We start from the raw sequence: 26,464 nt of genomic DNA, 5'->3' as shown, positions 1-26,464 counted from the left end.
GTCACTCCTCGTGGAACCAGGTCATGCCGCCGTCGACGAAGTACGTCGAGCCGGTCACGTACGCCGCGTCGTCCGACGCCAGCAGCACCGCGATGCCGGCGACGTCGGCCGGCGTCCCGATCCGCTTCAACGGGATCCGCGCCAGCAGCCCGGCGCGGGCCCGCGGATCCTCGGTGACGTCGCGGTTGATGTCGGTGGCGATCGCGCCCGGCGCGATCGCGTTGACCGTGATCCCGTGGCCACCGAGCTCGGCCGCGAGGTCGCGCGTGAGCATCCGGATCGCCCCCTTGGCCGCGCAGTAGGTCGCGTGGCCCGGGAACGACAGCTCCTCGTGGACCGAGCTGATGTTGACGATCCGGCCCGCCCGCTCGCCCTTCAGCCAGCGGCGCACCACCGCCTGCGTGGTGAAGAACGTGCCCTTGAGGTTGGTGCCCAGCACCGCGTCGAAGTCGGCCTCCGTGACCTCGACGAACGGCGCCCGGATCTCCATGCCCGCGTTGTTGACGAGGATGTCGATGGGTCCCAGCGCCTGCCACGCCTCGGCCACCAGCTTCTCGCACTCGTCGGTGCGGCCCACGTCGGCCTGGACCACCACGGCGCGCCGACCCTCGGCCCGGATCGTGCCGGCGACCGCCTCGGCCGCCTCGACGCTGCCGTTGTAGTTGACGGCGACGTCGGCGCCCTCGCGCGCGAAGCGGAGGGCGATCTCGCGGCCGATGCCGCGGCTCGAGCCCGTGATCAGGGCCGTCTTCCCTTTCAATCGCATCCGACCTCCCGACGCGGCGGCGCGGCGCTGCGGCCGGACGACGCTCGCCGACGGCGGGCCTCGTGCGGTGCGTCCTCGCTCGTGCGCATCGCCCATGTGTGACGCACGCGCGCCCGCGGGGCACGGCGAAAAGCCGGTCTTCGCCGCGCGGGCGGCCCCGGGCGCGGCCTCGGCTCCGCCACGCGGCCCGGGCTCGCGGCCCGCGGAGTTGACGCGACCGCGATCGGTCGCCGCGACGCCTCGATCGTCCGCGCCCGAGTTGACGCGGCCCTGCGAGTGCGCTTCGCTCACCGCGTGGTGATCGTCGTCATGGGGGTGTCGGGGGCCGGCAAGACCACCATCGGCCTGCGCCTCGCCGCCGCGCTCGCCGCCCGCTTCGTCGACGCCGACGAGTTTCATCCGGCCGCCAACCGGGCCAAGATGGCGGCCGGGACCCCGCTCGACGACGCCGACCGCGCCCCGTGGCTGCACACCCTGTCGACCGAGATCGACGGCTGGCTGCAGCACGAGGGCGACGTGGTGCTCGCCTGCTCCGCGCTGCGCGCGGTCCACCGCGCCATGCTGCGCCGCGATCCGACCCGGGTCGTGTTCGTGTACCTGCAGATCGATCCGGACGTGGCCCGCGCCCGCTTGCTCGCCCGCCGCCACCACTTTTTCAAGGCTGGCCTGCTGGACAGCCAGCTGGCCACGCTGGAGCCGCCCGACGACGCCGTCACGGTCGACGCCGGCCAGCCGGTCGAGGCGGTCGTCGCCGACATCCTCGCGGGCCTCCCCTGCCCGTCATGACATGCGTTAAAAAACATGTCATCAAGGACATGCTCTCATGAGCATGTCCGAATGCGCAGGTCGTCACGCGACCGCGAGCCCGAGGCTCTTGCGGACGGTGAAGTAGTCCTCGCTGATGCTGTAGCGCACCAGCTCCTGGACCATGTCGCGCGCCGTCAGGAACGAGAAGCCCTCACGCTCCCCTCGGATGTGCTGCGCAGCCACGCCGAGGTCGTCGGCGAGGATGAGGCCGATGCGGTGCGCGGTGATCTCGAGACCACGGGCCCACTTCTCGGCGTCGAGCTGGTGGCCCGCGGCCTCGATGCGCGCGAACAGCTCGCGGAGCTGCTCGGGGTGGCGGCTGGGCAGCCGCGCTCGCAGCTCGCGCGCGAGGACCTCCATGTCGGGCGGAACGCCGACGTCGAGCCCGGCCATGGCCCGACAGGCGCGCAGCACCGCCTTGAGGTTGGGCAAGGAGCGGTCGACGCAGACGAACATGTAGTGCGGCAGGTAGAGCTCGGTCATGGCGCGACCGAGCGCGAACGCCAGCGGCCGCAGGTCGTCGCCGACCGCCTCGCGACCGACGAACAGCGCCGGGTGGACGCGACCGTCGCGCTGCGAGTTGAACACCGACACGCCCGCGCCATCGTCCATGAGGTAGACGTCCGGCTCTCCGACGTTTAGCACCTCCTTGACGTACTTGATCATGCGCGCCACCGGCGAGCGATCGCCGGCGAGGTCGAGGCGGCCGCGCGACCTCGCGAACGACGGCAGGGGCTTGGCCCACCGCGCCGCCGCGGCCGGAGCGTTCATCCCGAACACGCCGGTGAGCCACAGGTCCTCGTCCGGGTGGAACACCTGGCGCCGCAGCATGTCCTCGCTCAGCGGCTGGCGCACCTGGCGAAACTCGGGCCGGTGGAACTGCCGGTGGAGCTGCGTCTCGTCGGCGCTCGCCTGCTTGAGGAACACGAGCGCCCGCGCCACACAGAAGGCCGCGTCGAGCTGGTCCTGGCCGCGGTAGTGCGAGAACAGAGCGTGAAAGCTGTCGTACGCGAGCGGGTCCGCGTCGATGCGCGCCCGGTGCTCCTCGGGGGTCCCCGTCACGGTCGCCGCCACGGCCGCTGCCGCAGTCGCAGGCTTGCTGCCGCCGACGGGCGCTGCCGGAGTCGTGGTCGCAGGCTTGCTGTCGCCAATCGCCGCCGCGGCCTCCTGCACGCGCGAGGCGATCAGCTGCCGCAGCAGATCGTCGGTCATCGGCACGTGCCCGGGCAGCGGCGGCCCCGGCCACGAAGCCCACTGCCGTGCCCACTCGCGCCAGCGCTCCAGCTGCCCGTCGTCGTCACTCATAGCCCGCACGATACCGACGACCCGCGCGAGGCACCAGCCCGCCGCGAATACCGGGCTTCGTGTCGACCGTGCCCGGCCGCGGCCGCTCGAATTCGTCCGGCGGCCGCGCTCGGCGTGTTTCATGACATGTCTCCTGGAACATGCCCGAACGGTCACCCCGTCGCGCGGCGCCGCAAGCACCTCGATCGCCGTCGTCGGCCAGCCGCGCTCAGGGACATGTCCGCCGGGACATGTCGTCTACCCCGACGCGTGGACCTGCAGCTCGCCCACGCCCTGGTACGTCCCGTAGAGCGTCGGCGAGGTGAAGATCCGGACCGCGTAGGTGCCCTTCGCCAGCGGCCCGCACGACACCGAGACCGCGCGGGTCCCGGTCAGCTCGCACTCGACCGCGGGCGAGCTGTCCTCGGGGACAGCCTTGACGATCAGGTTGCGGCCGCGCGGGTTGTCGAGGCTCATCGCGAACTCGCCGGCGACGGTGACCTGCGAGCGGCGCGGCTCGACCAGCTGCAGGCCGTCGGCGAAGAACTTGGGCCGCATCATCGGCTGGCGGGCGAACTCGCCGCGGGTGAGCGGCTGCTCGCGCAGCTGCCAGGCCGGCTCCTCGGGGAAGTGCGTGACCCCGATCAACGCCGGCGGCACGAACAGGTAGTCGGTGCGGTACTCGCGGACGAACGCGCCGTCCTTGAGGTGACCGGAGTCCCAGGTGGCGTCGATGAGGTACCAGCGGCCGTCGACGCGGGCGGCGTTCCACGCGTGCGACTCGCCCTCGACCTCGCGCGACAGCCCGCGCGCGTCGCCGACGACGACCACCACCTCGTCGCCGGTGACCGCCGCGATCGCCCGCATCAGGTTGGCGTAGCCGGCGCAGACGGCCAGGCGCGAGGCGAACACCGCCTCGGCGCGCTGGTCGGGGTAGACGTCGCGGTTGAGGTACGACGCCGCGTCGTAGGCGAGGTGGGTGGCGACGAAGTCGTGGATCGCCTTGATCCGGCGCGCCGGATCGGGCTCGCTCGCGGCGAGGTGCCGACCGACGGCGTCGATGCTGCCGCGCGCCTCGTCGGGCATCGCCAGCACCGCCGGGTGGAGCTCCGCGGGCGACGGCCAGGCCGCCCCGCTCGCGGCTTGCGGCTCGCTCGCGGGCAACGGGTCCGGCGTCGGCGCGGGCTCGGTGCCCGGCGCGGGCGACGGCTGCGGCGGCCGCTCCCACGGGTCGCTCCACGCGTCGTCCGCGGGCACCGGCTGCGGCGCCGGGGCCTCGGCCGGCTTCGTCTCGATCAGCTCCGCGTACTGGTTGTCGTGGGCCGCCTCGTACAGCCACTGCAGCCCGTCGGCCGCCTGCAGCAGGCCGGCGCGGGCGCGGCCTGCCAGCGGGTGCTCGGCGCCCTCGAGGAACCAGTCGCCGCGCGTCGAGATCGCCGTGAACACCGCCTCGGGCCGCGACCACAGCAGCGCGGTCAAGACCGCCAGGTTGACCACGAGCGTGCGCAGGACGATCCGGTCCCACGTCGTCAGCACCCGCCGGTCGCGCCCGTGGGCCCGGCGCCGCCGCAGCAGCTCGGACAACATGTCCCAAGCGACAGGTACGATCGGGAACAGCAGCAGCCCCGCCGCGCACACCAGCCACACCGGCCCGTTGCGGTAGGCCGCCAGCGACGACGCCACCCACACCCCGAGGGCCGGCGCCACCACCACCACGGCCGCCCAAATCGCGCGAAATATCCAGAATAACAACGTTCCGAGCCAGCTCAGCCGCGCACGCGTCATCCTGGGCCAGCCTAGCACGGGCGGACCCGGCGCGCCCTGGCCGAGCCCGCCGGAGCCGCCGACGCGGGGCGCGAGCGCTCACCTGCCATCTCGCACCTTGCTCGCGTCACGCCCGAAGCCGCCGAGCCCTGCACGGGCGCGCTACGGCTTCGGCTCGATGTGGAATACGATCTCGGCGCGGTCCTTGCGGCCCCGCGCGTCGCGTACGGTCAACGGGAACACCCAGTCGCCGGGCGTGGTGAAGTCGACCGAGACCATCCACTTGAAGCCGTCGGGGGTGATGGGCCAGGTCCTGGCGGTCAGGTCGGTGATGGCCTCGTCGAGCACGTTCCACGGCGGCTCGAGGGTCAGGGTGAGCGGCGGCTCCAGCACGTCGCCGTGGAGCTGCGGGCTGGGGTGCGGCGGGTCGGGCCCGACCTCGATGTTGGCCGCGAGCGCGGTCGGCCCGACGTACCGGGGCCAGGCGCGCCCCTCGGCGGCGCGGAGGGAGATCGAGAACTGCCCGTTGTCGGTGGCGATCGGGGTGTCGACTTCGACGTAAGGATTCGGGTCCTCCTCGGGCGTACACGCAGCCGTCGCCACGATCGCGGCGACGGCGACGCTGCTGCTGAGAACGGTCTGAACACAGGGCACCATGGTGCACCTCCCGGGGAGTCATACGCTCGCGCGCGGACCGGGCAACCGCAACGCGTGCGAACGCCACGGTCGCCGCGCGCAACGATTGCTCGCGCGGCGCTCGCACGACCTGTCTCATCGACCAGGTGATGCCGGCGCGATCACGACCTCGGCCCGGAGAATGCGGTCGCCGACCACCAGCGCGAGCGCTGCGGGCAGGCCGTCGCGGACCTCGCCGACGTGGGTGTAGCGGCCGTCGAGGTGCGGGGCGCGGGCGTGCATGATGAAGAATTGACTGCCGCCGGTGTCCTTGCCGGCGTCGGCGATGCCCACGGCGCCTCGCGCGAATGGAGCGTCGCCTGGCTCCGAGGGCAGGGTGAAACCGGGGCCGCCCCAGCCGGTACCGCCGGGGTCGCCGCCCTGGACCACGTAGCCGGGGACGACGCGGTGGAACGTCAGGCCGTCGTAGAAGCCGCGCTGCGTCAACGCGACGATCGCGGCCACGTGCCACGGCGCGGCCGACGGGGCCAGGGCGACGTCGATACGGCCGCGCTCGGTGTGCAGCCGCCACAGCAGTTCGCGTCCGAGCACGGTCTGCGGATCGTGCGGCGGCGTGGGGGCCGGCGCGGCGGGCCCGGTGACGCCGGGGTCTTCGCCGCCGGCCGCCTTCACGCAGGCGCGGGCCGCCGCGCGCACGCTCGGATTGGCGTCGCCCAGCGCGGCGCGACAGACCTGCAGCCCGCGCGCCCCGCCCACCTCCGCCAGCGCCCCGGCCATGCCCGCGAACAGCTCGGCGTCACGGTCGGCCGTGGCCCGCTCGAGCAGCGCGTCGACGATCGCCGGCTCCGGCTCGGGCGCCGCGTCGCCGGCGAAGCGCCCCTGCACCACCTCGGCCGCGGTGCCGGCGACCGCCGGTGAGCTGTCCCGAAGGCCAGCCGCGATCAGGCCGCCGACGTCGACCTCGGACCCCAGGCCCGCCGCCGCCGCCAGGGCGGCCGCCCGCACGCGCGCGTCGGCGTGGCCGGCCAGCGCCGTCAGCCGGGCCGCCCGCGCCTCCGCCGGGCCGCCCACGCCCTGTCCCAAAAGCCCTGTCTCGAAGGACAGACGCTCGACCTCTCCCGCCGCCCCGGCCGCCTCGGCGCAGCGCAGCGGCGGCCGCCACTCGCCGGTCCGGGCCGCCAGCGCCGCCAGGCCGCAGCTCAGCCGCGCCCACACCCGCCGCGCCTCCGGCCGCGCCGCCGCCAGCCGGGCCTCGGCGCGCGCGTGGGCCTCCGCGGCCCCCGGCGGGGCGGTCTTGCCGGCTGTCATGACGGACATGGCCTCGAGGACAGGGTGTCCGGGACCTGTCCCATCGACGATGTCACCCGCGAGCTCGGCCCGCAGCCAGTCCCACAGCGCCGCGGTCGCGGCCGCGTCGCCCAGCTCGCCGAGGCCGCGCACCGCCGCCACCCGCACCCACGGGTCGGGATCGCCGAGGCCGGCCTTCATCGCCGCCAGCGCCTCCGGCGGCTTGCGGCGGGCCAGGCCCTTCAGCGCCAGCGCCCTCGCGTCGGGGTCGACCGCCGCGGCGGCGCGCAGCAGCGCCGCCTCGCCCGCGTCGTGGCCGGCCGCGTGGGCGTGCGCCAGCCCGTACACCGCCGCGTAGACGCGCCGCGGCTCGCCCTCGGCCGCCAGCGCCACCAGGCCGTCGCGCGCCGCGTCGGCGAGCGGCAGCTCGCGGCGGCCGAGGATCCCGAGCACGATCGCCGCCGCCTCGCGCACCTCCGGCGCCTCGCCGGCGCCCAGCGCCGCGGCCAGGCGCGCGCTCGCGGCCGGACCGCCGAGGCGCCGCGTGGCCGTCACGATCGCCAGCCGCTCGCGCGGCGACGCCTGCGGCCAGCGCTGCCACACAGCGTCCTCGAAGCCCGCGACCTCGGACCCGAGCGCGCCGGCGACGTCGAGCGCCTGCATGGCCGCCACGCGCGTGGCCTCGTCGGGGCTCGCCAGCAGCTCGCCGAGCCGCGCCAGCGCGACCGCGTCACCGACCCGCCCGAGCCCGCGGATCGCCGCCGCCGACGGCCCGGGCGGAGCGGTGAGCTCGACCAGCGCGGCCGAGCCGGCCTCGCGCCGCGCCTCGGCGCGCGCGATCGAGAGGCCCGGATCGTCCTCGCCGCCCGGCGGCGTCGGCGGCCGCGCGCACGCGGTCGGCAGAAACACGGAGGCGGCGAGGACGCGGACGAGGCGCGGCACTTCCATGGCCGAACGGTCAGGTCACAGGCACTGCTGCCCGCAGCTCTGCTGGGCGCAGGTGAACAGGGCGAGGATCTGCGGGTTCTGCATCGGGTTGATCATGCACGTCCCGGCGCACTGCTGCGGGTCGTTCGTGGCGAGGCAGTCGAAGAAGCACGCGCAGTCCTCGTCGCCGGCGCAGGCGACCTGCTCGTCGCAGCAGCCGTCCTTGAGGCAGGTCGTGCACTCGTCGTCGTTCGGGGCCGGCGCGCACACGTCGGGCTCGCCGGTGGTGGTCGTCGTGTCGGCGGTCGTCCCGGCGGTGGTGTCCGTCGTCGTCGTGGTCGTCGTCCCCGGCTCGGTGGTGCTGGTCAGCGGCTCGCCGGTCGTGGTGGTGGTCGTCGTCTCCGACTCGGTCGTCGTCGGCGGGACGGTCGCCCCGGACACGCTCTCGCTGTCCGTGCCTTCGGTGGGGCCCGTCGTCGTGGTCGTCGTCGTGCTCGTCGTGGTGGTCTCGGTCCCCGTGCCGGTCTCGGTCCCCGTGCCGGTCTCGGTCCCCGTGCCGGTCTCGGTCCCCGTCGCCTCTTCCTTGCCGTTGCAGCCCGGCAGCGCGAGCAACATCAAGGACAGACCGGCGATCGCACGCAGTGAAGTCGAGTCATGGCGCATGTTAGAAAAACTCCTGGTAGGCAAGTCGAACCGTCACCTTACTGCACGGTTCTCGGGCCTACCAGGCCCGCCGAAGACGAGCTGTCCTCTGGAGCATGTCCCTTGCGCCAGGTACGGCAGACCTCAGATCCCCATGCGCGAGAGCGCGTCGACGACGCTCTCGATCGCGGTCGCGACCTGCGGGTGGTCGGCCTCGAATTGCCGGGCCGACGCGCGCAGCAGATCGACCGTCTCGACGTCGGCGATCGCCGTGGTCGGCTGCGTCGCCACCTCGCCGCCCCGCGCCGAGAGGCGGTCGGCGATCTCGCGCAGCGTCTGCGTCAACATCCCGCGCACCTCGGGATCGGCGGTCGACACCGACTCGAGTTCATGATGCAAATGTGTAAGCGTCTGGCGCAGTTGGTCCGTGTGGCTCACAGGGGGAACATAGAGGATCTTGGCCGCCTGACAAGCGGGCCCGGCCCCGGCGGCCCGCGCGGCGCGGCTTCCAGCGGCGAGGTGACGGGCGTACAGTCCCCGCTCGATGCAGCAGCCAAGGATCAGTCGTCGGCGTCTGGCCGGCCTCTTCGTCTGGGCCGGCGCGGCCCATGCCCTCCCCGCCTGCGGTCAAGCCGCCGCCTCCGACAAGCGCGTGCTCGTGCTCGGAGCGGGTCTCGCCGGCCTCTCTGCGGCCTGGGAGCTACAGCAGCTCGGCTACGAGGTCACCGTGATCGAGGGGCGCGACCGCGTCGGCGGCCGCGTGTGGACCCTGCGCGAGGGCCTCGAGCAGGGCCAGTTCGCCGAGATCGGCGCGGTGCGGATCCCCGACGTCCACGAGCGCACCCTCGACTACTGCGAGATGCTGGGCCTCGAGCTCGACGAGTACAAGGACGGCGAGCCGCTCTACTACATCGACGGCAAGCGGTTCATGCACGTCGCGGGCGAGCCGTGGCCGCTCGACGGCCTCAACGACGACGAGCTCGAGCTGAGCCTCGGCGACTACTGGACCCGCGAGATCTACGCCACCTTCACCGAGTTCGGCGACCCGCGCATGAACGGCTTCCCCAAGCCGGGCATCGTCGAGGAGTACGACGGCATGGTCTACGCCGACTTCCTGCGCATGCGCGGGACCAGCGAGACCTACCTGAAGCTCTACGGCGCCGACAACGGCTCCGAGATCAGCACCATCGGCACCCTGGCGTGGATGGGCGCCGAGGTGGCCGACCAGGCGTGGGGCGCCACCTATCACATCCGCGGCGGCAACGACCAATTGCCGAAGCGCCTGGCGGAAGAGGTGGGGGAGGGCAACATCCGCCTCGGCAGCAAGGTCACCAAGATCGCGCACGACGACGCCGGCGTGACGGTGACGTTCGTCGGGCCCGACGGCGAGACCTCGCTGTCCGCCGACTACCTGGTGTGCGCCATCCCCTTCACCACCCTGCGCGACGTCGCCATCGAGCCCGAGTTCTCGGCCGACAAGACGAAGGCGATCAAGGAGCTGTTCCTGATGAACGCCGGCCGCGGCTACATCCAGACGCGCACCCGCTTCTGGGAGAAGGAAGGCATCGGCGGCCTCAAGATCGCCAAGACCGACGGCCCGGCCGAGCGGATCTGGAACCTCAGCGACGTCCAGCCCGCCGGGACCACGATGGGCGTGATCCAGTCGTACACGCAGAACCACAACGCCGACGCCTACTGCGCGATCGCCCCCGAGGAGCGCGAGGAGTTCTGCCTCTCCGCGGTCGAGAAGTTCTTCCCCGAGATCCGCGACGAGAAGGTGGTCTTCTTCCACTTCTGCTGGTCCGACGACCCGTGGTCCAAGGGCGCGTGGACCGACACCCTGCCCAACCAATGGTGGATCGTCGACGCCACCCGCAAGCCCGAGGGACGGGTGGTGTTCGCCGGCGAACACACCTCCGTGTGGGCCGGCTGGATGCAGGGCGCGATCGAGTCCGGCCAGCGCGCGGCCGACGAGATCGCGGCGATGGGCTAAACGATCGGGCATGCCCGTCCGGGCATGTTCTCGGGGACATGGTTCGAGGGACATGCTCGCAGGGGCATGTCCCTTCGTACTTGTGATGAAAGACGAGCTCGCGGCCCGGGTCGTTGCTGCGAGTCGCTACGCCCCGCGTGGCCCGAGATCGCTGCGAGCCGCGCTTCGCTCGTCGTGCATGGGCCGCTGGTGCGAGCCACGCTTGCGAGGGCGGGTCACGAGCGGTGCCCCTGTGGCCCGGCATCGCGGCGCACGCGCGCCGAAGCAATCGAGAGCGCGCTTCGGACCGACGCGCCGATCGTTTCGCGCTCGCACCCTCACCGTCGCGGTTCGCGCCTCTGCGGGTCGCGTCGATGCACCCCGCGCACGGCGGCATCGCCGTGATGCCGGGCTCGGCCGCTCGCGGCGTCACCAGGCATGGGCGACGCGCTCGTGTGGCGTCACGGACAGCGGTCCCCCGCTGCGCTCGCGCGCGTCGTGCTCGCCACGCACGGCGAGTGCATGTCCGCAGCGAAGCGAGGGAGCGCCGTCTCCGCTCGCCCGCCTCCTCACCTCGCCGCGGCAGTGACGCCGGCTTTCTCGCGTGCTTGCGAGGGCCGCTCGGCCGATCATCCCCTCCGTAGCCCGCGCCATGACGGCCTCCGCGTCGACCCCGATCTTCGCCAACCGCGACGTCGCGCTCTACTGGTGCGTGCGCCTGTGCTCGATGATGGCCTTCCAGATGCTGGCCGTCGCCGTCGGCTGGCAGGTCTACGAGCTCACCGACAGCGCCCTCGCGCTCGGCTACGTCGGCCTCGCGGGGTTCATGCCGGCGGTGCTGCTGGTGCTGGTCGCCGGCCAGGTCGCCGACCGGTTCGACCGCCGCCGCGTGGTCCAGGCCGGGCACGTGCTCGAGGGTCTGGTCGCGCTGGTGCTCGCGCTCGGCTGCTTGCAGGGTTGGCTCGACGTCACCGGCATCTTCGTCGGCGTGTTCATGCTCGGGATCGGCAAGGCATTCGCCGCCCCGTCGCTGTCCGCGTTGCTGCCGGTGCTGGTGACCCCGGCCGAGCTGCCGCAGGCGGTCAGCGTCACCAGCGCGGCGACCCAGTCGGCGGTCATCCTCGGGCCCGCGCTCGGCGGCTTCATCTACCTCGCCGGCCCGGGGGCGGTGTACGCCGTCGGCGGGCTGTTGTTCGCGGCCTCGGTCGCGCTGCTCGGCGTGATCCGCCGCCCGCCGGCGCCGACGATCGCGGTCGCCGACGACCCGGAGGCGAAGTCGGTGTTCGCCGGCATCCGCTACATCCGCAGCCAGCCGGTGGTGTTCGGCGCCATCTCGCTCGACCTGTTCGCGGTGCTGCTCGGCGGAGCCACTGCGATCTTGCCGATCATCGCCCGCGACCTCGTCCACGCCGGCCCGATCGGCCTCGGCTTCATGCGCTCGGCCCCGGCCGCGGGGGCGCTGGCGATCTCGTTCTGGCTGGCGCGGCGACCGATCGAGCGCCAGGCCGGCCGGGTGATGTTCGCCGGAGTGGCGGTGTTCGGCCTGGCGACGATCGTCCTCGGCCTGTCGACGTCGTTCGTCCTGTCGATGATCGCGCTGCTGGTGCTCGGCGCGGCGGACATGCTGAGCGTGGTCATCCGCGCGTCGCTGGTCCAGCTCGAGACGCCGGACGCGTACCGCGGTCGCGTCAACGCCGTGAACTACCTGTTCATCGGCGCCTCCAATCAATTGGGCGAGTTCCGCTCCGGCGTCACCGCGGCGTGGATGGGCCTGGTGCCGTCGATCGTGTTCGGCGGGGTCGGCACGCTGGTGTGCGTGCTGCTGTGGATGAAGTGGTTCCCGGCCCTGGCCGAGCGCGATCGATTGACGGGAGGCTAGTGCTACCAGGCGTAGTTCGCCAGAAGTTCGGGACGGGCTCGTACCCGCACCGGGCCCTTCCAAAGCCGCATGTCGGGAAAATGCGGCACACCTGCGCAGGGCGGCAAGTCAGCCCTGAAACGCCTTGCCGGCGATCTCGCGCAGCGGCGTGGTCGACATCGGCGCGCCGGCGCCGACCGACTCGGCCGCCGGATCGAACGCCCGCAGGCAGGTCAGCAGGACGTCGGACATGTTGCCGTCGCTGAACGGGTACGGCGTCACCTGGTAGTGGATGCCGGGATGGATCAGCTGCTCGCGGCCGTGGCCGGCGAGCAGGATCGGCTGGCGGGCGATGCTGTGCGAGATGCCCTCGGCGCAGTCGGAGCTGCAGTAGATGATCGAGGTGTCGAGCAGGTTGGTGCCGTCGATGTCCTGCCAGGCCTTGAACTTGCGCAGCAGGTCGGCGAAGCGCTCCATGATGTACACCACCCCGTCGTGGACCAGGGCCTGCGCGCCGGCGTCGTGGGTGTGGAGGTGGTGCCCCGCGGTCTGGCCGATCTCCGCGAACACGGTCTCGGCGGCGCCGCCGATGAACAGGCAGCTGGCCACGCGGGTGATGTCGCAGGCGAACGCGTACACCAGCAGGTCGCTCATCACGTCGTTGACCGCGGTGATCGGCTCGACCCCGTCGACGTCGACGTTGGCCTGGCTCGGCATGGCCGGCAAGCTGCACAGCGGGGCGGCGGCGGTGATCTTCTTCTCCAGCGCGGCGATGCCGTCGAGGTGGGCGTCGAGGCGCTGGTTGTCGTGCTTGCCGATCCGCCGGCGCAGGCGCGCCACGTCGTCGCGGACCGCGTCGAGGATGCTGGTCCGCAGCGCGCGGTCGTCCGGCCGCGGCACGAACGCGCCGAACAGCTCGGCCCACACCTCCTGCGGATCGAACGAGGGGTACTGCGGCTCGTTCGGGCCCTTGTGCGACAGGGCGAACATCGTCGTGCCGGAGTCCATGATGCTGACGTGCTTGGAGATCCCGAGGTGGACCGAGGCGATCGGGGTCTTGTCGCCGATGACGTCGGCGATCCTCTGGTCGATCGTCGGCCCGCCCGCCTTCGAGAACAGACCGTCGATCTCGACCATCGTGAAGCCGTTGAAGGCGGTCATGCCCTCGTGGTGGGTGATGATCTGCTCGCAGCGGTTCTGCAGCCCGGTCAGCACCGTCACGTACTCGCGCACGTCCGCCAGCGGCGCCGCTGCTCGCTCAGCGGCCAGTCGACGCCGGTGGCGGTCGGCTCGAAGCGCGGCAGCAGCACGCCGTTGCCGAAGAACCACGTCATGAAGCGGGTCGGCAGCGGCGTCTCGTCGGCGAGGGCGGTGCCGTGGTCGTTGAGCATGGCTTCGAGCAGCGGCAAGGCGATCACGGCCTGGGCCGCGCCGCGCAGGAAGGTGCGACGAGCGAGGGGGCGACGAGGCATGGCGAGGCTCCTAGCGAGGGTCCGCGACCGCGCGGAACAGCGGGCTGGCGACGAGGTCGACGAGCAGGCCCTGGACGCGGTGGCCGCCGGCGACGAACCTGTCCTCCAGGACATCCAGCTCCGGCAGCTCGCCGAAGGTCTCGAGGTGACCGAGGCCGCCGCGCACGAAGTTCTTGATCACGCAGGCCGCGGCGCGCGGGTCGGCGGTCAGGACCGCGGCCAGCTCGCGCGCGCCGGTGAATTCGCCGAGGTCGTCGGTCGCGGCGGCGGCGTCGATCGGCAGGCCGTTGTCGGCGGTGCGGTAGCGACCGAGCGCGTCGTATTCTCGAGCGTGAGGCCGAGCGGGTCCATCGAGCGGTGACAGCCGGCGCAGCCGGCGTCGCTCATGTGCTGCTGCAGCTTGTCCTTCATCGTCTGCGGCTTGTCGGGGTCGTCGGGCGGCAGGTGCGTGTCGACCCCGGGCGGCGGCGGCAAGATGATGTCGCACAGCAGCCGGGTGCGAATGAACTGACCGCGGCGCGTCGGTGAGGTCACCGCCGGGTGGGCGAAGCGGGCCAAGAAGCTGGCCTGACCGAGCAGACCGGCGCGCCCCTGCGCCTCGGGCAGCGCGACCGCGTGGAAGCCGGGCCCCTCCGGCGCCGGCACTCCGTACAGCCCGGCCAGCGCGGCGTCGACGAAGGTGTGGTCGCTGTCGATGAGGCCGCGGATGTCGCCGTCCTGCTCCCACACGATCTCTTCGATCAAGTGCAGGGTCTCCTGCGCCATCGATGCGGCCAGCTGCGGCGAGAACTCGGGGAACAGCGCGGCGCTCTTGGCGATCGTCGGCAGGTCGCGCAGCAAGAACAGCTCGCTGTAGAAATTCGTCAGGGTCGCGCGGGCCTCCGGACGCGCGAGCATCGCCGTCGCCGCGGCCCGCACCTGCTCCTCGGTCTCGAGCGCGCCCGCCTCGGCGGCGGCCAGCAGCTTGGCGTCGGGCGTGCGCCCGAGCAAGAAGAACGACATGCGGGCCGCCAGCTCGAGACCGGTGAGTCGCCGCCGATCCGGCGCGTCCGCGTCGGGCTCGCCGAGCTCGATCGAATAGACGAAGTGCGGCGATTGCAGCAGCGCCATCAATTCGTATTCGAGGCCGACGGCGAACGAATGACCCCAGGCGCGCCCGTCCTCGGCGATCCGCACCAGCGTCGCGACCTCGTCGTCCACCAGCGGCCGGCGCCACGCCAGGCGCCCGAAATCGGCGGCCACGCTGGCGTAACAGCTCGAGTCGGGGGTTGAATCATTCACGCACGGCGCGAATTCCCCGAGCCGCTCGGGGCGAGCCACGGCGGTCATCGCGACCGCCCGCGCCGACGTCTCGCATTGCTCGACCGCGCTCGCCTGCAGCGCCAGCTCCGCCGCGCCGATGGCGTCGAATCCGTGCAGCGGATAGTCCTCGGGGGGCGCAGCCGCAGCCGCCGCCTCGTCGCCGAGGAGGTAGCGGATCGAGCCGACGTACTGGTGGCGCAGCAGGCGACGCAGGCCGCCGGAGACGGGCGCGAAAGGTGGATCTTGCGGAGCGCCGTCGCTGCCCGCGAGGGGCAGGCCGGTGCTCGTCTCGTCGTCGCCGCTCGGGTCCGTGACCTCATTCGCCGGACACGCGAGCAAGGTGAGACACGATGCGACAGTGATCGCCTCGGGGATCGACCGCATCATCGCAGATTGCTATGCACGAACTTCGATCGCTGCGAGTCGCGGAAGGTCGGCCGGATCACGCCGCTCCCGGCGCGACACGATGGCCCGATCTGCCACTTCGTCGGAGCGTCACCCCTGGCGGCCGCGCCACCCGCGAGCCGCGAACGGCGGGCGCGTCGACATCGCCGGCGCGTGAACGGTCGCCGCGTCGGCAGACGCGGGCCGACGACGCGGACCGCCGCGGCGGCCTTCGACTATGATCATTCGCGAATCATCGCAGCAGCCCGCGAGGCGCGCGAGCAGGGCGGGTCCGGCCCGGAGGGGCGCGAGCACGCGCGCCCCTCCGCCCGCGACGACCTCCGGTATACTCGCGGCGGCCCCGCATGCCCCTCACCCGTCGCGCCCTCTCCGGCCAGGCCCTCGCCGCGCTCGCCACCGTCGGTCTGGCGCAGCTGCTGGGGTCGCGCGACGTCGTCGCGGGCCCGCTGCGGCCGGCGCTCCACGCCTGGCTGCGGGACCTGTCGGAGATGACCCGGGCCCTGCGCGGCCGCCAGATCGGCGAGCGCGAGTTCCAGGGGCTGCTCGACGACCTGTGCGGCCGCGTCGACCTCGCCGACCTCTACGCCGCGGTCGATCTCGACGCCCTGGCGGCCCGGGCGTCGCTGCCCGACACCGGCGCGCGCAGCCTCGACGTCGACCTCGCCGCGCTGGCCGGCGTCCCGCGGCTCGGCTTCGGCCAGCGCGTGTTCGGCTGCCGCCGCGGCCGCGCGATCGTCCCCCACGGGCACGAGGACCTGTGCACCGCCTTCATCGTGCTCGCGGGCCGCTGGCGCGGGCGCCACTACGATCGGCTCGAGAGGCACGCCGATCACTACGTCATCCGCCCGACGATCGACCGCGAGTTCCAGCCCGGCGATCACTCGTCCGTGTCGGACCGCCGCGACAACGTCCACTGGTTCCAGGCCGAGGCCGACGGGGCGTTCGTGTTCAACGTCCACGTCGGCTGCCCCGGGCGCAGAAGCGGCGCGCGTGTACCTCGACCCGGACGGCGAGCGCCTGGCCGGCGGGGCCATCCGCGCGCCGAAGCTGAGTCACGCCGCCTGCGTCGCCAAGTACGGCGGCTGAGCGCGCCCGAGCCCGACCGCATGTCCCTGCGGACATGTTTTGAAAACACCGGGCACGAACGTCGGCCCGGCTCCGCCGGCGGCCTGCGTCGGCGCCGCGGCCCGCTGTTTCGGCCTGCCCGATCGAGCATGCTCCAAAAACATGCCCGATCGAGCATGCCCAGGAGAACATGCTCTAAGCGCCAGCCAGCAGCGCCGCGACCTCGTCCTGCGCGTTGAACTCGGCCCACTCCAGCGGCGTCGCCCCGTAGACCGCCTCTCGCGCGGTGACATCGGCCCCGCGGGCCAGCAGCTCTCGGACCACTTCGACGTGGCCGTTGCCCGCGGCCACGTGCAGCGGCGTCGGCAGCCCGGGGCCGGCGAGGCCGTCGACGGCGGCGCCGGCGGCCAGCAGCGCCTCCACCGCGGCGACATGGCCCTCGCGGGCCGCCAGGTGCAGCGCGGTCACCTCGGCCGTCGTCTCGCCGAGCAGCCGGCGCGTGCGGGCGTCGACCGCGGCCCCGCCGCGCAAGAGCGGCCCTATCGCCTCCACGCGCCCGTTCTTGGCCGTCAGCGCCAACCACGCGGCCAGCAGCGCCGGCGGCTGCGGCTCGTCGCGCAGCCGCGCCGCCATCGTCGCCAGGTCGCCCGTGACGAGCGCGGTCGCCACGTCCTCGCCGGCCCCGAGCCCGCGCAGCAGCTCGACCTGGGCCGCGTCCCCGCGGGCCAGCGCCAGCGCCAGCGGCGTGAGGCCGTCGTCGGTGTGCGCGTGGACGTCGGCGCCGAGCTCGACCAGCAGCGTCAGCGAGTTCTTGAGCCCGCGCGCGACCGAGAGGTGCAGCGCGGTCATGCTGGCCGACACGAAGCCCATGCGCTGCGCCACCGCCCCGGGGTCGGCCTCCGCGACCGCCCGGATCGCGCCGAGCCCCGACGGCAGCGCGGTGAAGATGTCCTCGCGCGCCCCGGCGGCCCGCAGCAGGCGCGTCACCGCCGGCCGGTCCTGGTGGCCCTGCGGGGCCCAGCGCACCACCAGGGACCAGCCCAGCGGCGTCAGGCCGAACCACCGATCGCGGTGCTCGAGCGCGGCGCCGTTCGCGAGCAGCAGCTCGGCCACCGCGGGGATGCCCATCTCGGCCGCCCAGTGCAGCGCCGTGGTGTCGCTGGCCGCCTCGCGCGCGTGGACGTCGGCGCCGGCCTGCAGCAGCGCGGCGACCACCGGCAGCTGCCCGCGGTGGGCCGCGAAGATCAGCGGCGTGCTGCCCAGCGCCGGCTCGCGCGCGTGGACCAGCGCCGGCTCGGCCTGCACCTGCGCCACCGCGGCGTCGAGCTCGCCGCGCTGGATGGCCTCGAACAGCGCGGACCCCGGTGACTCCTCGTGGCTGGCGGTCATGACCGGCGGAGGATCGCCCGGTTCACCGGCCGCGACAAGCCGCGGTCCCGCGCACGACATGGCCTTCGAGACAGATCGCCGGCGCGCCGGCAGCCCCTCCGCGCGCCCCGATTTCGCCTGTCATCCTCGCCATTTACGAAATCTCGAAAAATTCGCCGGCGCGTGTCGATCCGCGCCGGCCTCGTTCGACGTGGTCATGAAGGCCGGACGCGGCGACCCCACCGGGCGCCGCCGGCCACGAAAGGGTTCGACGCATGCGATTCATGATGATGATGAAGGCCGATCGGAGCTACGAGGAGGGCGTCCCTCCGAGCCCCGCGCTGGTCGAGGAGATGGGCAAGTTCATCGAGGAGACGATGCGGGCCGGCGTCCTGCTCGACACCGGCGGCCTCGCGCCGACCGCGATGGGCACCAAGATCCGGGCCGCCGACGGCAAGCTGACCGTGACCGACGGCCCGTTCACCGAGGCCAAGGAGATCATCGGCGGCTTCGCCATCGTGCAGACGCGCACCAGGGAGGAGGCGGTCGAGCTCGGCCGGCGCTTCATGCAGCTGCACACCCGCGTGCTCGGCGACGCCTACACCGGCGAGTGCGAGATCCGCCAGATGTTCGGGCCGGGCGACGTCCGATCGCCGACTCCCCTCATTCACCAGCCCCCCACATTTCAGGAGACCTGTCATGCAGACCTCGTCCGCCAAGAGCGCGCTCGCGCCGGTGTCATCCTCAGCGCCCTGCCGGTGCTGTTCCTCCTCGCCGACGCCGTCGGCAAGTTCATCCAGCCCGAGCCGGTCGTGACCGCCTCGGCAGCGCTCGGCTTCCCGCCCGACACGTTGTTCGCCCTCGGCACGCTCGAGGCCGCGTGCGCCCTCCTGTTCGCAATCCCGCGCACCGCCGTGCTCGGCGCGGTGCTCCTCACCGGCTACCTCGGCGGCGCCACTGCGGTCCACGTCGTCCACGGCTCGTCGTTCGCCTTCACGATCGTGTTCGGCGTGATCGTGTGGCTCGGCATGCTGCTGCGCGACGATCGCCTGCTGGCCCTGTTCCCGCTCCGCCACCCGCGCGCGGTGTGAGCGTCAGGGCTTGGCCGCCACGCACAGCGGGCGCGCGGCCTTGGTCGTCACGCGCACCGACGTCTGGCTGCCCTTCGGCAGCCACACCACGAGCGCGCGGCCGCGGTGGGCCGCGGTGGTCCAGTAGCCGCCCGGCTTGATGCCCGCGACCTTGGCGAAGCTCTTGGCCTCGTTGGGGTTGGCGAGCTTCCAGCGGGCGATGCCGAGGTACTTGTTCTTGTCGAGGGCCGCGCAGTACTCCTTGGCCCAGTGCTGGTTGCCGGCCTTGCCGAGGGCCGACGGCGTCACCAGGTCGCCCGACGCGATCAGCGGCGGCGGGGTCGCCGGCGGGGTCGCCTCGGTCGGCGGGGGCGTCGTGGTCGTCGCGGGCGCCGGCTCCTCGCCGGTGGTCGCGCCCGGGGCTGGCGCTTGGGCCATGTCCTCGGGGACAGGTGTGGGCGGCACCACGACCGGCTGCGCCGGCGGCGTCGCCACCGCGCCACCTGCCGTCGGGTCGGGCGGAGGCGCGGGCGCGGGATCGACGGTGCGGAGCGCCTCGGACACGATCGTCGGCAGCTCGATCGGCGGCGCGTCGGGGCCGCGGCCGACGTACCACCAGGCCCCGAACCCGGCGGCGCCGAGCACCACGAGGCCCATGAGCCGCGCCGGCCAGCGCGAAGGCGACGACGGCGGCGGCGACGGCAGCGACAGCGCGACCGTCGGCGCGAACACTGCCGCGTGCGAGGACACCGCCGCCTGCGAGGAGGCCGCGGCGGCCGGGGTCTCGAACGGCTGCAGCGCGTCGGCCAGCTCCTTGGCGGTCTGGAACCGCTCGTCTGGCTTCTTGGCCAGGCAGCGCAGGATCACCGCCGACAGCCCGCTCGGGACCCCGGGCACGCGCGCGTCGACCGGCTCGGGCTCGGCGGTGATGATCGCGATCAGCGTCGCCGGCACCGAGGCGGCGGTGAACGGGTCGACGCCGGTGATCGCCTTGTAGAGCACCGCGCCGATCGCCCAGATGTCGGTGCGGGCGTCGGCGTAGACGGCCCCGTTGATCTGCTCCGGCGCCATGTACTCGGGCGTGCCCATGAGCACGCCGCTGCCGGTGAGGGCCCCGTCGCGGTCGATGAACTTGGAGATCCCGAAGTCCATCAGCTTGACCACCGCGGGGCCGGTCTCGGGCTGGTGGATGAACAGGTTCTCGGGCTTGAGGTCGCGGTGGATGATGCCGGCGCGGTGGGCCGCGTCGAGCGCGTGGAGGGCCTCGCGGATCAGCGCCACCGCGACCGTCGGCGCCAGCTTGCCCTCGCGGGCGATCCGCTGGCCGAGGTTCTCCCCGCGCAGCAGCTCCATCACGATCACCGGGCCGAGCGCGCTCGTCTCGAGGTCGAGGATGTCGCAGATCCCCGGGTGCCCGATCCGCGCGGCCACCCGCGCCTCGTTCTGGAAGCGGGCCACGATCTCTTTGTTCTTCAGCGCCTCCGGCAGGATCAGCTTGAGCGCCACCTCGCGGTCGACGTGGACGTTGCGGCCGCGCCACACCGCCCCCATGCCGCCGCGCCCGAGCTCGCTGACGAGGCGGAACTTGCCCGCCAGCATCCGGCCCTCGAACGGCAGCACCATGTCCGTGGCCGGACAGCGCAGCGTCGCCTCGTCGTGGTCCGCGCCGCAGAACGGACATGCTTCGAGGTGCGCCCCTGCCGATTCGGCGTTCATCGGGAGCCGCAACGTATCACAGGCGCCAGGGGGCCGGCTCGCGCCCGGGGGCGAACCGAAGCGCGCCTGCCCTCGGCCGGCCCGCGGCGTCTCCCCGGGCGTTCCCCGGCGACCCCCTCTGCGGGCCACGGGCGCCCCCCGCGTCGCCGAGCGCACGCCGCGCAGCGCCCGCGTGAGCCGTACGGGCGAAGATCGCCCGCCCCGCGCGAGCCCGAGCCCGCTGCGATTACCTGTCTCGCAGGACAGGATCTCGCCGCCCGCGGCGCTCGCCTCGCCGGGCGTCGAGCTGTCCCTCGGGACAGGCAGGATCGAGCGCCCCGCGGACGCTCGCGCGTGCCTGTCCCTCGGGACATGCAGGATCGAGCACCCGCGGACCTCGTCATTCCCTGTCCCTCGGGACATGCACGATTGCCGAGCGGGCTGTCTCTCCGGACAGGCGATCGCCGGCCCGGTCACGCGCCTGTCCGGATTCATCTGTCTCTCCGGACATGTCTATTTAAAAAATGTCTCTCGGGACAGCCTCGTGCGCGGCCGCGCGGCTCGATCGCGTCAATCGCAGCCCGACACGCCCATCTCGCCGCACTCGACCCAGCCGGCGGGGACGCAACCCGACGGCGAGTCGTAGGGCTGGTCGGGCTCGTCGGGGTCGCAGACCACCGGGATGAAGGGCGGGCAGGCGCCGCCGTTGGCCTGGCAGGCCAGGAACTCCATCGCGGTGTAATCGGCGCACACGTCCCCGTTCGTCTGGATGTGCGGCGCGCCGTAGAGCGGCTGGCACTCGGAGGGTTCGGCCAGGCACCCGGCCTCGTCGAGCGTCCCGCACGTGTCGCAGAACGCGACCCCCGGCGGCTCGCACTGGACGAACCCCGGCGGCGAGCAGGTCGTCCCCTGGACCTCGTAGGCCTCGTCGGTGCCCTCGCGGCAGAACGTGTGCTTGTCGTGCTCGCAGACGATCTCGTCCGTGCAGCCGAGGAACTGCAGGCCCGACGCGCAACCGGGGAACTCGTAGGCGCTGCCGTAATAGGCCATGCAGCCGGGGGAGGCCACGCAGTCCAGCTCGTTGAACTCGAGGCAGTTGAGCGGCGTCGGGCCGGAGGTGGTCGCCGACGTCGCCTCGGCCGTCGTCTCGGACGGGTCGAACATCGTGGTCGCCGTCTGCCAGGACTCGGTCGTCGCGTCGGTCGTCGCGTCGGTCGTCGCGCCGGTCGTACCCGCGCTGCTTTCACCGTCGGTCTCGACGGCGGTGGTGCCGGGGTCTTCGCCGGTGGAGTCGGTCGCGGTCAGATTGCCGAGCTTGGTCGGCAGCTCGCACGCGGCCAGCGCGAGCACGAGGGGCAGGATCCGGGGGCGTAAGCGAAGTGGTTCATGTCGATTCCTCGCCTCCTCGTCTCCGACCGCGAACCGATCCGTCACTGCCCGCAGCGATTCGATTTGCGAACCGCTGCGCCACCGCCGACGCCGGGAACGTGCGCACCAGCAATTGCGCCGCCGACAGCGCGGCCGGCTCGTCGCCCGTGCGGCACAGCGCCTCGACCCGCGCCGCCTCGCGCACGTCCGCCAGCGTCCCGTCGGGGAACCGCTGCGCGTGCTCGGCCACCCCGGCGAGCGCGGCCGCGGCGTCGCCGGCCGCCAGGCGGGCCTGCACGCGATCGATCGCCGCCACCTCCGCGGCCAGGCGCGCGCCCGCGTCGCTCGCTACGGCCTCGACCCCGCCAGGGCCGACCTGCGGCCGGGCGCCGGCGAGCTCCGAGGATGTCTTTTTAGACATGTCCTTCGGGACCTGTACCGGAACCACCGGCGGCTCGGCGACCGGCGCCGGCTCGGGCGCGCCGGCCGGCTCCTTCGCCGCCGCGATCACCGGCGCCTGCGCGGCCGTCGGCGGGCGGTCGGCCGCGCGGGCCGGCTCGCGCGCGACCACCAGGCCGACCGTCGCCGCCCCGGCCACGATCATCGTCGTCGCCGCGGCCGTCTGGGTCGACACCCACGCGGTGAGCCCGACCGCCGCGCCGGGCTTGCCGAGGACCGGCAGCAGGAAGCCCCACGTGCGCGACTCGGCCTCGCGCGGCGGCGCCTGGCGCTGACGCGTGGCGTCGCGCAGCGACTCGAGGCGATCGGCGGCGACCAGCGCCTGCAGCTGTTGCCGCGCCAGCCGCAGCCGCGAGTACACCGTGTTGAGCGGCAGGCCCAGCTCCGACGCGATCTCGGGCGCGCTCATCCCGAGCAGCTCGGTCATCTCCCACACCGTGCGGGTGCCGTCGGCCAGCTCGCCGAGCACGCGCGTCAGCAGTTGCGCGTCGTCGTGGCGCTGCTGCGGGGCCGCGGCCTGCGGGCGCGCCAGCTCGGCGAACGCGGCGTGACGGCGGGCCAGCCGGGCCGCGCCGCGCCGGTGGCGGAACGCGACGCGACGCGTCACTCCGAACAGCCACGCCCGCGGCGAGACCTCGAAGTGCAGCTGGTCGAGCCGGCGGTAGGCCGTCAGGAACACCTCCTGGACCACGTCGTCGACCGTCCCGGCCGCCACGCCGAAGTGCTGCGCCGCCGACCACACGAACGCGAATTCGGCGCGGTACAGCGCCTGGAAGCGACGCAGGTGGGGTTCGTCCTCGTGAGCGGTTTCGCGCGGGGTCATCGCGGGTCCGGAAGGTACCCACGATTCTCCGCGGTCGCGGCGATCCGTCACCACGGGTCTCCGAATCGCAGCTCGACCCCGAGCATCAGCCGGCCGGAGGCCCAGGACGGGGCCCACAGGCGCACCGGGTCGGGGACCGCCTCCAGCTCGAACTTCGGATGGACCGGCGACAGCGCCACTGCACCGCCCCCCACACGCCCCAGCGGGCCCCCGCGTGCCACACGACCCCGGCGCCGAGCACGCCGGCGAGCCAGGCCTGCGTCGCCGCGCGCCCGGAGACGAGGCCGCGCGCCTCGCCGCGCATGCCCCCCGCCTCGAGCCCGACGCACAGCGGCACCTCGACGGGCCCGCGCCCCAGCCGGGCGCAGCCGTGGACCGCCGCCGCGAACAGCCCCGCCCCCACCCCGACCCGCAGCCCGGCCAACTCGCGCGGGACCTCCTGCGGGACCACGAACAGCCCCTGCACCTCCAGGCGCCAGCGCGGCCAGCGCGCCGCCGGCGACTCCGACCGCCCCGGTGATCCGCGGGACCGCCCCGACCTCGCCGCCGCCGTGCACGCGCACGAAGCCGCCTGGCCTTTTGGACCTGCGCGAAGAGACAGGCGGTGCGAGCGGCTCCGGCGGCTCGTCCGTCACCGGCGCGGGCTCGGGCGCGAACTCGGGCGCCGCCTCGGGCAGGGGCGCGGCCTCGGGCTCCAGCCCCGGCTCGGCGGGCTGGACCGGCACGGGCGGGGTCGTCGGGGCCGGCTCGGGCACGCGGGCCGGCTCGACCGCGGCGGCCACCAGCACCGCGACCACGTCGGCCAGGGCCGCGCACGACGGGTCGGAGACGGTCCGCGTCTCGCCGCGCTGGCCGGCCGTCAGCCGCAGCCGCAAGGTGAACCCGCGCCCGCCCTCGCGCACCACGGTCGCCTCGACGTCGACCTCCTCGGCCGTGAGCGGCCGCCCCAGCCGCCGCGCGACCGCGGCCAGCACCTCGTCGCGCTCGGGGCAACCGGCCGGCGCCCGCCATTCGAGCGCGACCTCGGGCGGCGCGGGCACCTGCGCCGCGCCGAGCAGCGGCGCGAGGGCGAGGCGCACGAGCATCGTTCATCGAGGATACCACGCGCCCGTCGACCGGCGAGCGCCGCCGCGCGGAGCCGCCCCGTGCGGTGGGCGCTCGCCGACCCGGCGATCGATCGCGGCGACGAAGACACGGATGACCCTCCTCGTCACCCGCGCGCGTCGCTCCTCGAGCCCTTCCTCCGCGACGAGCTCCAGCCAATGCTCGCCGTGAATCGAGGCCCCGCGTCCGCGGCCGCCGTCGCTGGCTGCACCATCATGATAGCGTCGCGCGGCTGAACATGACGCTCTGGTCGCGGATCCCCATCGTCACCCTCGTCCTCGGCGCGGCTTGTCAAAACAAGTCGATCGAATCAGCCGCCAGCACGGACAGCCCGGCGCCCGGCGTCACGGACTCGACCTCCACCGCCTCGACCGACGCGACGACCGGCTCGACGACCGGGACGACCGACGCGCCAGCCTGGCCGCCGGTGAGCTGCAGCGGCGTGACCTGCGAGCCGGGCGAGTTCTGCCTGATGCGCCCGCCGCTCTGCCAGCTCGTCACCAAGGATCCCTGCTACGACGACGATTACGACGACACCGATACCGACTCCGACACCGGCGAGCCCGAGTCCTATCAATGCTATGATCACGTCTCGGTCCCCGGCGCATGTCTGCCGGTCCCCGACGAATGCCTCGACGATCCCGACGGTGTCGCGGCCTGCCTCGAAAGGCCCGACCTCTGCCTCTACGGGGGGCAATTCGACGACGGTGTCCTCGCGTGCGGCTACGCCTTCGATCACTGTGAAGAAGGCTCCCCGCAACACCCGTCTTGCAAGTCCTGCTCGCCCGCGGCTCCCGCGTGACCTTCGCCGACCCGCGCGTCATCGGCATCGGCGATCGATCCCGCCCCTGCCCGCCGCGGGCCGGTCGCGCTAAGGTGACGCGATGAGCTTCGCCGCCCCGCTCGTCCCGCACCGCTCGACCTGGGACATCGTCCTCCTCTCCTGGGCCCCGGTCCTCGCCGGCGTGCTGGTGGTCATCGGCGCCAAGGCGCTCGAGGGCGCGTCCCCGGCGGTGGCCGGCGCGCTCTCCATGCTCGCGGGTCCGGTCTTCGTCCTCGGCCTGCTCTACATCACCTTCACGTGGCGGCGCGGTCCGACCCTGAAGATCGACGGCGGCGAGCTCGTCCTCGCCGATCGGCGGGTCCCCGTCGCCGACGTCCAGGCCAGCGTCGAACAGTACGTGTTCCGCTCGAAGGGCCGCTTCACCGGCGGCACCTTCTGGCTGCCCCTGCTCGCCCTGCGCTTCCCCGACGGCGGCGACCTGCGGCTCGTCCGGCTCCAAGGCGGCGGCCAGGGCGGCGGTCGTCGACCCACGCGGGCGCCGAACTACGGGCTGGACCCGACCTCGTGGGACCAGCTCGCCGCCCTGCTCGGCGCTCGCTAACGTTGACCGCACATCAATCTCCAGCCCGGTCGCTCCGCCCGCAGATCGGCTAACGTGGCGTCGCATGCACTACGGTGACGACGTCGACGTGCTTTTGAGAAAGACCCCCGAGCGGGTCCTGCAGCGCTTCACCCTCGATTGCGCGGAGCGGGCCATCACGATCTCGATGCGCCAGGAAGGCGTCTCCACGGCGACGGCGGGGCTCATGCGAGTCGAGCTCGAGCAGAAGCGGCTCCACGTCACCACCGGCTCGCCCGACCGCGCGGCGATGCTCGAGCTGCTGGAGGCGCACTGTCAAATCCGCGATCAGCTCCCGGACAGCGAAGTGCCCGGCTGCGACGAAGCGGTGTGCGCGGCCCTCGACGTGTCCCTGTCCGCCGCCGAGGCCGCGCGGGAGGCGGCGCGCGCGGTCGTGCTCGGCCCGTGGCACAAGCCGCCGCGCCACGAGTTCATCCGCGCCCAGCGGTTCTTCCACTCGGACAACGAGGAGTTCTGGCAGCTCCGGCGCCTCAAATGGCTGACCGCGCTCGCGGCCGGCGACCTGTGGCGATTCGAAGAGTCGTCGGCGCCGGCGGAGACCCGGATCGGCTTCGACGCGCAACAGGCCCTGGAGTCGTGCTTGCAGCGCGAGCGGGCCCTGCCCGCGGCCCAGCGCGAGCGCTGGCTCGCCGAGATCGTCGTCAACTACGAGGCCGACATCTGGGTCGTCGACATCCCCGACCTCGGGGTGGTCACGCACGCCCGCGGCGCTCCGCGCCAGCATCCCCTCTGCAGATGCGGGCCCAGGACGCGGGCCAGCCGGAGCCGTTCGCGATCGTGGCGAACGCCTGAGGGCGACACCACCGGCGGCCTCGACGCGACCAGGCCTCTCAGCGCACCTCGTCATCCACCCGCGCGGTGTACGAGCGCGCCGCGGACGACCGCGTCAGAGCGCCGCGCAGCCCGCGGCGGCGCGCGGCGACGCTGCGCTCGCTGATCGCGCCGTAGATCCCGAAGGCCGCGAAG

24 protein-coding genes are annotated in these 26,464 nt (G+C 73.3%); 8 read left to right on the top strand and 16 right to left on the bottom strand.

Going from position 1 to position 26,464, the window contains the following annotated elements:
- Window position 1: 1 nt before the first annotated feature.
- The gene (locus OV079_RS03590) at window positions 2-766 is read right to left on the bottom strand and encodes an SDR family NAD(P)-dependent oxidoreductase (RefSeq protein WP_267766231.1); all 765 of its coding nucleotides are present in this window, start codon (window positions 764-766) and stop codon (window positions 2-4) included.
- 294 nt (window positions 767-1,060) lie between these two features.
- Between OV079_RS03590 and OV079_RS03585 the strand changes: the two genes are divergently transcribed.
- A complete protein-coding gene (locus OV079_RS03585; protein ID WP_267766230.1) occupies window positions 1,061-1,552 on the top strand; it encodes a gluconokinase in 492 nt (163 codons plus the stop codon).
- 63 nt (window positions 1,553-1,615) lie between these two features.
- Here the strand turns inward: OV079_RS03585 and OV079_RS03580 are convergent, their stop codons facing one another.
- From OV079_RS03580 to OV079_RS03555, 6 genes are all read right to left on the bottom strand, one after another.
- Window positions 1,616-2,878, bottom strand: coding sequence for a hypothetical protein (locus tag OV079_RS03580; protein ID WP_267766229.1), 1,263 nt, complete (start codon window positions 2,876-2,878; stop codon window positions 1,616-1,618).
- 237 nt (window positions 2,879-3,115) lie between these two features.
- Window positions 3,116-4,609, bottom strand: a complete 1,494-nt coding sequence (locus tag OV079_RS03575) for a transglutaminase domain-containing protein (protein ID WP_267766228.1) — start codon at window positions 4,607-4,609, stop codon at window positions 3,116-3,118.
- Window positions 4,610-4,783: 174 nt separating this feature from the next.
- Window positions 4,784-5,278 carry a hypothetical protein gene (locus OV079_RS03570; RefSeq protein WP_267766227.1) on the bottom strand — a complete coding sequence of 165 codons (495 nt, stop codon included), beginning with the start codon at window positions 5,276-5,278 and terminating at the stop codon, window positions 4,784-4,786.
- A 114-nt stretch (window positions 5,279-5,392) separates the two neighbouring features.
- Window positions 5,393-7,492: a peptidylprolyl isomerase gene (locus OV079_RS03565; RefSeq protein WP_267766226.1), complete on the bottom strand. Its 2,100-nt coding sequence runs from the start codon at window positions 7,490-7,492 to the stop codon at window positions 5,393-5,395.
- 15 nt (window positions 7,493-7,507) lie between these two features.
- Window positions 7,508-8,134, bottom strand: coding sequence for a hypothetical protein (locus OV079_RS03560; RefSeq protein WP_267766225.1), 627 nt, complete (start codon window positions 8,132-8,134; stop codon window positions 7,508-7,510).
- Window positions 8,135-8,257: 123 nt separating this feature from the next.
- Window positions 8,258-8,551, bottom strand: a complete 294-nt coding sequence (locus tag OV079_RS03555; protein ID WP_267766223.1) for a DUF4404 family protein — start codon at window positions 8,549-8,551, stop codon at window positions 8,258-8,260.
- 106 nt (window positions 8,552-8,657) lie between these two features.
- Between OV079_RS03555 and OV079_RS03550 the strand changes: the two genes are divergently transcribed.
- Window positions 8,658-10,106, top strand: coding sequence for a flavin monoamine oxidase family protein (locus OV079_RS03550; protein ID WP_267766222.1), 1,449 nt, complete (start codon window positions 8,658-8,660; stop codon window positions 10,104-10,106).
- Window positions 10,107-10,737: 631 nt separating this feature from the next.
- On the top strand, window positions 10,738-11,964 hold the full coding sequence (locus OV079_RS03545; protein WP_267766221.1) for an MFS transporter: 1,227 nt from the start codon (window positions 10,738-10,740) through the stop codon (window positions 11,962-11,964).
- Between the two features lie 108 nt (window positions 11,965-12,072).
- Here the strand turns inward: OV079_RS03545 and OV079_RS03540 are convergent, their stop codons facing one another.
- From OV079_RS03540 to OV079_RS03525, 4 genes are read right to left on the bottom strand one after another with little or no spacing between them, the layout of a single operon-like run.
- Window positions 12,073-13,176 (bottom strand): DUF1552 domain-containing protein, encoded by a 1,104-nt coding sequence (locus OV079_RS03540; RefSeq protein ID WP_267766220.1) that lies wholly within the window; start codon window positions 13,174-13,176, stop codon window positions 12,073-12,075.
- Window positions 13,161-13,415, bottom strand: a complete 255-nt coding sequence (locus tag OV079_RS03535; protein ID WP_267766219.1) for a hypothetical protein — start codon at window positions 13,413-13,415, stop codon at window positions 13,161-13,163. The genes OV079_RS03540 and OV079_RS03535 overlap by 16 nt, the downstream gene beginning before the upstream one ends.
- A gap of 10 nt (window positions 13,416-13,425) precedes the next feature.
- The gene (locus OV079_RS03530) at window positions 13,426-13,626 is read right to left on the bottom strand and encodes a hypothetical protein (protein ID WP_267778451.1); all 201 of its coding nucleotides are present in this window, start codon (window positions 13,624-13,626) and stop codon (window positions 13,426-13,428) included.
- The gene (locus OV079_RS03525) at window positions 13,623-15,104 is read right to left on the bottom strand and encodes a DUF1592 domain-containing protein (protein WP_267766218.1); all 1,482 of its coding nucleotides are present in this window, start codon (window positions 15,102-15,104) and stop codon (window positions 13,623-13,625) included. Before OV079_RS03525 ends, OV079_RS03530 begins: the two co-directional genes overlap by 4 nt.
- A gap of 362 nt (window positions 15,105-15,466) precedes the next feature.
- Here OV079_RS03525 and OV079_RS03520 point away from each other — a divergent pair, with 362 nt between their 5' ends.
- Window positions 15,467-16,426, top strand: a complete 960-nt coding sequence (locus tag OV079_RS03520) for a hypothetical protein (protein ID WP_267766217.1) — start codon at window positions 15,467-15,469, stop codon at window positions 16,424-16,426.
- Here OV079_RS03520 and OV079_RS03515 read toward each other — a convergent pair.
- Window positions 16,383-17,576, bottom strand: a complete 1,194-nt coding sequence (locus OV079_RS03515; protein WP_267766216.1) for an ankyrin repeat domain-containing protein — start codon at window positions 17,574-17,576, stop codon at window positions 16,383-16,385. The two genes, OV079_RS03520 and OV079_RS03515, sit on opposite strands and share 44 nt — an antisense overlap.
- A 254-nt stretch (window positions 17,577-17,830) precedes the next feature.
- Between OV079_RS03515 and OV079_RS03510 the strand changes: the two genes are divergently transcribed.
- Entirely contained in the window at window positions 17,831-18,646 is an 816-nt protein-coding gene (locus OV079_RS03510) for a DoxX family protein (RefSeq protein WP_267766215.1), read from the top strand.
- A gap of 3 nt (window positions 18,647-18,649) precedes the next feature.
- Here the strand turns inward: OV079_RS03510 and OV079_RS03505 are convergent, their stop codons facing one another.
- From OV079_RS03505 to OV079_RS03490, 4 genes are all read right to left on the bottom strand, one after another.
- The gene (locus tag OV079_RS03505) at window positions 18,650-20,341 is read right to left on the bottom strand and encodes a serine/threonine-protein kinase (RefSeq protein WP_267766214.1); all 1,692 of its coding nucleotides are present in this window, start codon (window positions 20,339-20,341) and stop codon (window positions 18,650-18,652) included.
- Between the two features lie 549 nt (window positions 20,342-20,890).
- Window positions 20,891-21,670 carry a hypothetical protein gene (locus OV079_RS03500; protein WP_267766213.1) on the bottom strand — a complete coding sequence of 260 codons (780 nt, stop codon included), beginning with the start codon at window positions 21,668-21,670 and terminating at the stop codon, window positions 20,891-20,893.
- A 34-nt stretch (window positions 21,671-21,704) separates the two neighbouring features.
- Complete coding sequence (locus OV079_RS03495) at window positions 21,705-22,970, bottom strand: RNA polymerase sigma factor (protein WP_267766212.1); 1,266 nt, start codon at window positions 22,968-22,970, stop codon at window positions 21,705-21,707.
- Between the two features lie 47 nt (window positions 22,971-23,017).
- Window positions 23,018-24,055: a hypothetical protein gene (locus OV079_RS03490; protein WP_267766210.1), complete on the bottom strand. Its 1,038-nt coding sequence runs from the start codon at window positions 24,053-24,055 to the stop codon at window positions 23,018-23,020.
- Window positions 24,056-24,312: 257 nt separating this feature from the next.
- Here OV079_RS03490 and OV079_RS03485 point away from each other — a divergent pair, with 257 nt between their 5' ends.
- The 3 genes from OV079_RS03485 (at window position 24,313) to OV079_RS03475 (ending at window position 26,435) form a co-directional block, all read left to right on the top strand.
- Window positions 24,313-24,876, top strand: coding sequence for a hypothetical protein (locus OV079_RS03485; protein ID WP_267766209.1), 564 nt, complete (start codon window positions 24,313-24,315; stop codon window positions 24,874-24,876).
- An 82-nt stretch (window positions 24,877-24,958) separates the two neighbouring features.
- Complete coding sequence (locus OV079_RS03480; protein WP_267766208.1) at window positions 24,959-25,459, top strand: hypothetical protein; 501 nt, start codon at window positions 24,959-24,961, stop codon at window positions 25,457-25,459.
- Window positions 25,460-25,523: 64 nt separating this feature from the next.
- Window positions 25,524-26,435, top strand: a complete 912-nt coding sequence (locus OV079_RS03475) for a hypothetical protein (protein ID WP_267766207.1) — start codon at window positions 25,524-25,526, stop codon at window positions 26,433-26,435.
- The last annotated feature ends 29 nt before the right edge of the window (window positions 26,436-26,464 follow it).

The organism is Nannocystis pusilla, assembly GCF_026626665.1.
GTDB lineage: Bacteria > Myxococcota_A > Polyangia > Nannocystales > Nannocystaceae > Nannocystis > Nannocystis pusilla.
This window is presented reverse-complemented; position numbering and strand designations above follow the sequence as displayed.

Excerpts from the sequence above, each read along its gene's own strand:
- OV079_RS03590 (WP_267766231.1), bottom strand. The coding sequence starts at position 766 with ATGCGATTGAAAGGGAAGACGGCCCTGATCACGGGCTCGAGCCGCGGC.
- OV079_RS03580 (WP_267766229.1), bottom strand. The coding sequence starts at position 2,878 with ATGAGTGACGACGACGGGCAGCTGGAGCGCTGGCGCGAGTGGGCACGG.
- OV079_RS03570 (WP_267766227.1), bottom strand. The coding sequence starts at position 5,278 with ATGGTGCCCTGTGTTCAGACCGTTCTCAGCAGCAGCGTCGCCGTCGCC.
- OV079_RS03565 (WP_267766226.1), bottom strand. The coding sequence starts at position 7,492 with ATGGAAGTGCCGCGCCTCGTCCGCGTCCTCGCCGCCTCCGTGTTTCTG.
- OV079_RS03560 (WP_267766225.1), bottom strand. The coding sequence starts at position 8,134 with ATGCGCCATGACTCGACTTCACTGCGTGCGATCGCCGGTCTGTCCTTG.
- OV079_RS03550 (WP_267766222.1), top strand. The coding sequence starts at position 8,658 with ATGCAGCAGCCAAGGATCAGTCGTCGGCGTCTGGCCGGCCTCTTCGTC.
- OV079_RS03545 (WP_267766221.1), top strand. The coding sequence starts at position 10,738 with ATGACGGCCTCCGCGTCGACCCCGATCTTCGCCAACCGCGACGTCGCG.
- OV079_RS03535 (WP_267766219.1), bottom strand. The coding sequence starts at position 13,415 with ATGCCTCGTCGCCCCCTCGCTCGTCGCACCTTCCTGCGCGGCGCGGCC.
- OV079_RS03525 (WP_267766218.1), bottom strand. The coding sequence starts at position 15,104 with ATGATGCGGTCGATCCCCGAGGCGATCACTGTCGCATCGTGTCTCACC.
- OV079_RS03520 (WP_267766217.1), top strand. The coding sequence starts at position 15,467 with ATGCCCCTCACCCGTCGCGCCCTCTCCGGCCAGGCCCTCGCCGCGCTC.
- OV079_RS03515 (WP_267766216.1), bottom strand. The coding sequence starts at position 17,576 with ATGACCGCCAGCCACGAGGAGTCACCGGGGTCCGCGCTGTTCGAGGCC.
- OV079_RS03510 (WP_267766215.1), top strand. The coding sequence starts at position 17,831 with ATGCGATTCATGATGATGATGAAGGCCGATCGGAGCTACGAGGAGGGC.
- OV079_RS03505 (WP_267766214.1), bottom strand. The coding sequence starts at position 20,341 with ATGAACGCCGAATCGGCAGGGGCGCACCTCGAAGCATGTCCGTTCTGC.
- OV079_RS03495 (WP_267766212.1), bottom strand. The coding sequence starts at position 22,970 with ATGACCCCGCGCGAAACCGCTCACGAGGACGAACCCCACCTGCGTCGC.
- OV079_RS03490 (WP_267766210.1), bottom strand. The coding sequence starts at position 24,055 with ATGCTCGTGCGCCTCGCCCTCGCGCCGCTGCTCGGCGCGGCGCAGGTG.
- OV079_RS03485 (WP_267766209.1), top strand. The coding sequence starts at position 24,313 with ATGACGCTCTGGTCGCGGATCCCCATCGTCACCCTCGTCCTCGGCGCG.
- OV079_RS03480 (WP_267766208.1), top strand. The coding sequence starts at position 24,959 with ATGAGCTTCGCCGCCCCGCTCGTCCCGCACCGCTCGACCTGGGACATC.
- OV079_RS03475 (WP_267766207.1), top strand. The coding sequence starts at position 25,524 with ATGCACTACGGTGACGACGTCGACGTGCTTTTGAGAAAGACCCCCGAG.